Annotated in this window: 6 protein-coding genes and 1 pseudogene; 4 read left to right on the top strand and 3 right to left on the bottom strand. The window is 38.6% G+C overall.

What is annotated here, in order from left to right; genetic code table 11:
• Window positions 1–112: 112 nt before the first annotated feature.
• Complete coding sequence (locus ACI4L0_RS05005) at window positions 113–385, top strand: type II toxin-antitoxin system Phd/YefM family antitoxin (protein WP_439799069.1); 273 nt, start codon at window positions 113–115, stop codon at window positions 383–385.
• A 38-nt stretch (window positions 386–423) separates the two neighbouring features.
• A complete protein-coding gene (locus ACI4L0_RS05000; RefSeq protein WP_439799068.1) occupies window positions 424–858 on the top strand; it encodes a type II toxin-antitoxin system VapC family toxin in 435 nt (144 codons plus the stop codon).
• A 125-nt stretch (window positions 859–983) separates the two neighbouring features.
• Here ACI4L0_RS05000 and ACI4L0_RS04995 read toward each other — a convergent pair whose 3' ends face one another.
• The 3 genes from ACI4L0_RS04995 to ACI4L0_RS04985 form a co-directional block, all read right to left on the bottom strand.
• On the bottom strand, window positions 984–1,865 hold the full coding sequence (locus tag ACI4L0_RS04995) for a DMT family transporter (protein ID WP_439799067.1): 882 nt from the start codon (window positions 1,863–1,865) through the stop codon (window positions 984–986).
• Between the two features lie 61 nt (window positions 1,866–1,926).
• Entirely contained in the window at window positions 1,927–2,475 is a 549-nt protein-coding gene (locus ACI4L0_RS04990) for a GNAT family N-acetyltransferase (protein WP_439799066.1), read from the bottom strand.
• Window positions 2,476–3,044: 569 nt separating this feature from the next.
• Complete coding sequence (locus tag ACI4L0_RS04985) at window positions 3,045–3,269, bottom strand: PG0541 family transporter-associated protein (RefSeq protein WP_439799065.1); 225 nt, start codon at window positions 3,267–3,269, stop codon at window positions 3,045–3,047.
• Between the two features lie 97 nt (window positions 3,270–3,366).
• On the opposite strand from ACI4L0_RS04985, the gene ACI4L0_RS04980 reads away from it, so the two are divergent.
• Both ACI4L0_RS04980 and ACI4L0_RS04975 read left to right on the top strand, forming a co-directional pair.
• The gene (locus tag ACI4L0_RS04980; RefSeq protein WP_439799064.1) at window positions 3,367–4,002 is read left to right on the top strand and encodes a master DNA invertase Mpi family serine-type recombinase; all 636 of its coding nucleotides are present in this window, start codon (window positions 3,367–3,369) and stop codon (window positions 4,000–4,002) included.
• Window positions 3,999–4,276 (top strand): annotated as a pseudogene (locus tag ACI4L0_RS04975) (TaqI-like C-terminal specificity domain-containing protein); the annotation flags it as partial. The gene ACI4L0_RS04980 and the pseudogene ACI4L0_RS04975, both read left to right, overlap by 4 nt.

The raw sequence follows: 4,276 nt of genomic DNA, 5'->3' as shown, positions 1-4,276 counted from the left end.
CTAGCCAACAAATTAAAATCTTGACTATAATTATTTTATGATATATCATTTAACTATAGGTTTACAATAACAAAATAATAATTATATTTTTACTTTCCGTCGGGAGGTCTTTATGTGCAGAACTTCAATCTATGATGCAAGGAATAATTTTTCCAGCCTTGTCAAACTTGCAGAAAGCGGCGAGCCTATAGAGCTTACCCGCTACGACAAACCTGTGGCTGTCATAATCAGTTATGCGGAATATGAAAAAAAAGAAGCAAAGCCGTCTTTAATCGAAAAACTGAATTTACTAAAAAAAGAATATGCTGATGTTTTAAGCGACGAGGGAATTCCCCTGCCGGAAAAAGTATACCCGGATCCAAACCGCGTAATTTTTGAGGAATAGGAATTTTCAAATTTCGATGTTTTTACAGGAGCAAAACAGTGAACAAAGTCTATCTTCTTGACACAAATATTGTATCTGAGTTTTCAAAGGAATGTCCTGACCAGAATGTCATTTCCCTTTACGAGCAGAGAAAAGATTTATGCGCAATTTCTGCCGTTACCTGGCAGGAACTTGAATACGGCGTATCAAAAATGCCGGACGGAAAACGAAAATCATATATAGAAAAATGTCTTGCAAACTATAAGGAATGTCTGCCAGTTATTGCCTATGATGGCTTTGCGGCGGACATCTGCGGAAAACTTTTGGGAACAAACTATGCTAAGGGAAAGCCTCTTCCTTTAAGTGACACACAGATTGCCGCAACTGCCATTGCAAACGGAATGGTTCTTGTTACTCACAATGTTTCTGATTTTGCAGTAGCAAAGGAAAAGTCGTTTTTGAAAGTGGAGGACTGGTTTTCAAATGAGGAGTAAGGTATTTTTGCGTTAAGGATGCGAAAGACGGCGGAGCCGTTGCCGCAAGGCAATGGAGCGAAAGCGGAATCTGGAGCAGCCTGACCCGGAATGAAATGGAGGGGAACGCCCGATATAAAAACTCCCTACCTCTTCCCTCTCCTGCCGTCCAAAGCACCCTGCAATAAAATACCGCCGACAATAAAAACAAGCGCCACAAACGCACGCAACTCTATCGCCTCTTTCAAAAAGACCGCGGACACGACCAGCGACAGAAACGGCGTGAGGTATGCAAGGTTTGCTATTCTGGCAGTATTTTCCGCGCCTTTTAACGCGAGCGCCCACAGAAGATACGCCACCGCATCAATGACAATTCCAAGCCACAGCATACCAAGCCACTGTGTTCCTTTTATCGGCACCCAGTTTTCTGTAAGCAGTCCAAATGCCATTGCGCAGACTGCAACGACAAGCCAGGTAATCATCATTGAAATATTCTGATTGTAATCCGCTTTTTTATTCAGCACCGAAAACAATCCGTAGCAGGCCGCCGCAATAATACAGCTTGCAATTCCAAATGCAGTATTTCCTGTTGAGCGGCTTCCGTTGCCTAAAGAAAGAATGATAATCCCGGCAAAGGAACAGAGCATTGCAATTCCTTTTGTAAATGTCAGTTTTTCCTTTAGAATTATGCACGAAAAAACAACAAGCATAATCGGCCAGAGGTAATTCAATATGCACGCTTCCTGCGAAGTTAATTGCGAAAGTCCGTAATAATACAGCGCAGAATACAAAAACAGACCGAGAAATCCCAAGCCGCTCATAACCGCGTAATCTTTTGCGGAGTATTTTTTCATTTTTTTGATGGCGCCGTTTTTTAGATTAACAGCCAGCAGAAACAAAAAAGCAAAAACACTGCTGACTGCCAGCGCCTCTAAATTCGGAATGTCGTACAGCATTTTCTTGACGATTGCCGCCATTGTCGACCAGATGAGTACCGTTACTGCGGCATATATGTAATTTTTTTTCATAGCAATGCTCTCTATTTTAAAATTTTAAACCTTATTTAAATTTAATTTTCTTTTTTATAATTTACAGTTTTTTACTTCTATATTTTCGGTAGTAATAATAGCAGTCACTTTCCATATTTGGCTGCTTATGATTTATTGTATATCTTTTTTCAAACAGCTCAAAACCTGCTCGCTCTGCAACTTTGCAAGAAGCATCATTTGCGCAGTCAATTGTAAGTACCATATAGTCTAAATCGGATACATCCATACACCAGTCAAACAACGCCATCAATGCCTCGGTTGCATATCCATAACCTTGATATTCTTCATCTAGAAAATAAGCCATCTCTACTTCACGAATAGTATCTTCAAATCCCATTCCTACAGTTCCAATAAGTATATCTGCATTTTTAAGTGTAATTGCATATCTCTTACATTCATATACATCAATGGAATCTTTTTGTGTTTGATGCCAATCAACATACCCATTAAAAGATTCCGGATTCGGACTATTTTCAGACCAATCTCTCATAAAACGTACAACATTTTTTTGCCATACTATCTTATATAATTGTTCCTGATCTTTTCTTTCTAAATCTCGAATCACGAGTCTTTCTGTTTCAATTCTCATTTAATAATTTCCTATTTTATGGTTCTCATTGCCCTGCAGTGAATTCTGCCCACGCGATTTTATTATATTCATTATCATCATTTCAAACTGTTAGTGCGTGCATATTTGCCCGTTGAAAAATGTTTATCAGAAATATCACTTACTTAATAAAAAGCGAAGATTTTTTGTTTAAAATAATTCTATAACTATTTTAACTGAGTATACAAGAGGTGATATCAGGGCTTTCCTCTTTTTGTAAATTTATTTTATGGATATTTTTATTTTCGCCCCCTTACAGAACTTCCGTTAAATCCGCCCTCAAAAAGAAAAATCATTTCGGACTTAAAAACATTTACCGCCGCGCACAATCCATTCACGCTGAAATTTCAATAAATTCAGCCCCAGGCGAAGGAACTCAAACCACAGTGATAATTCCGTATAAATAAAAAAAAGGGCTGTCTAATAATTATTGTCATGCTGAACTTGTTTCAGCATCTACACCGTATATAGCATAGAGATTCCGAATCAAGTTCGGAATGACACTATGAACTATACTTTTTTGACAGCCCCTTTTTTTTCTGTCCGGAAACTCACCCCCTGTCGTGCAACACAAAAATCTTTATCCCTTCGTCCGGGAATTTTTCCTTAATGTACTGTACTACAGTGCGCACAGTCTTTTCCTGCTCGTCACTGCAATATGCGATGATTATCACGTTCGTTTCCGGCCAGGTTGTAGTTCCGAGCTTGCGCGATTTTTTGCCGCGCCCGTGAACAAGCGGAATGACCGAATAAAAAATCACTCTAGTATGTAACATAGTACAGTACAAAAAAGAAATTTAGTAATTTCTCCTGAACAGACATTTTTAAGTATAACTTTGGGTTTTAGTAAATTAAACAAAAGGGGTATTAAAAATGAATTACGGTTACATAAGAGTTTCAAGTGACAAACAGACAGTTGAAAACCAGCGTTTTGAAATCAATAATTTCTGCAGGAAAGAAAATCTCAAGATTGACGGCTGGATTGAAGAAACAATCAGCGGAACAAAAAATTATGACAAACGCAAACTTGGCGAACTTTTGAACAGGGTTCAGAAAGATGATTTAATCATTTGTGCGGAACTTTCACGGCTCGGGCGCAATCTTTTTATGATTATGGAAATCCTGCATATCTGCATGAATAAGGAATGTAAAGTCTGGACTATCAAAGATAATTATCGTTTGGGGGATGACATTCAAAGTAAGGTGCTGGCTTTTGCGTTCGGTCTGAGTGCAGAAATTGAGCGCAATTTGATAAGCCAGAGAACAAAGGAGGCTTTGGCAAGAAAAGTAACAGAAGGAATCATTCTTGGCAGACCAAAGGGAAGAAAAACTTCCCCTGAAAAGCATAAACTTTATCAGAAAGATAGCACTATTTGTGAACTGCTTATTTGTGGTGTGTCGCAGCGGAAAATTGCAAAATTATTATCTGTAGACAGAAATACACTATCTAGATTTATTCAGAAGAGTAAGTTACTTTCAGAGTATAAAATTTTGTATGAAAAGAAATGAGCGATTTTGTTCGGCAGAATTCGTGTGTCTCGAAATTTGATTCATCAAGTTCTTGGGTAATACTGTCACCGATTGAGCAGAGCATAAAACACAAGATTGAAGCAGTCGGCGTTCCTCTCAAGGATTGGGATATAAATATCTATCGAGGTGTGCTTACCGGTTTCAACGATGCATTCATCATCTCTGGAGACAAACGACAAGAGATTTTGGACAACTGCAAGAGCGAAGATGAACGCAATCGCACTGCGGAACTTATTCGACCGATTTTGAGAGG

Origin of the sequence: Treponema sp. (assembly GCF_051883275.1) — a bacterium.
In the GTDB taxonomy this organism is placed as follows: domain Bacteria; phylum Spirochaetota; class Spirochaetia; order Treponematales; family Treponemataceae; genus Treponema_D.
The sequence above is the reverse complement of the archived record's forward strand: the minus strand, read 5'-3'. Positions and strand labels throughout refer to the sequence as shown.

Bases quoted from the DNA above. Each gene is read 5' to 3' on its own strand.
- ACI4L0_RS05005 (WP_439799069.1), top strand. From the start codon at position 113: ATGTGCAGAACTTCAATCTATGATGCAAGGAATAATTTTTCCAGCCTT.
- ACI4L0_RS04995 (WP_439799067.1), bottom strand. From the start codon at position 1,865: ATGAAAAAAAATTACATATATGCCGCAGTAACGGTACTCATCTGGTCG.
- ACI4L0_RS04990 (WP_439799066.1), bottom strand. From the start codon at position 2,475: ATGAGAATTGAAACAGAAAGACTCGTGATTCGAGATTTAGAAAGAAAA.
- ACI4L0_RS04985 (WP_439799065.1), bottom strand. From the start codon at position 3,269: ATGTTACATACTAGAGTGATTTTTTATTCGGTCATTCCGCTTGTTCAC.
- ACI4L0_RS04980 (WP_439799064.1), top strand. From the start codon at position 3,367: ATGAATTACGGTTACATAAGAGTTTCAAGTGACAAACAGACAGTTGAA.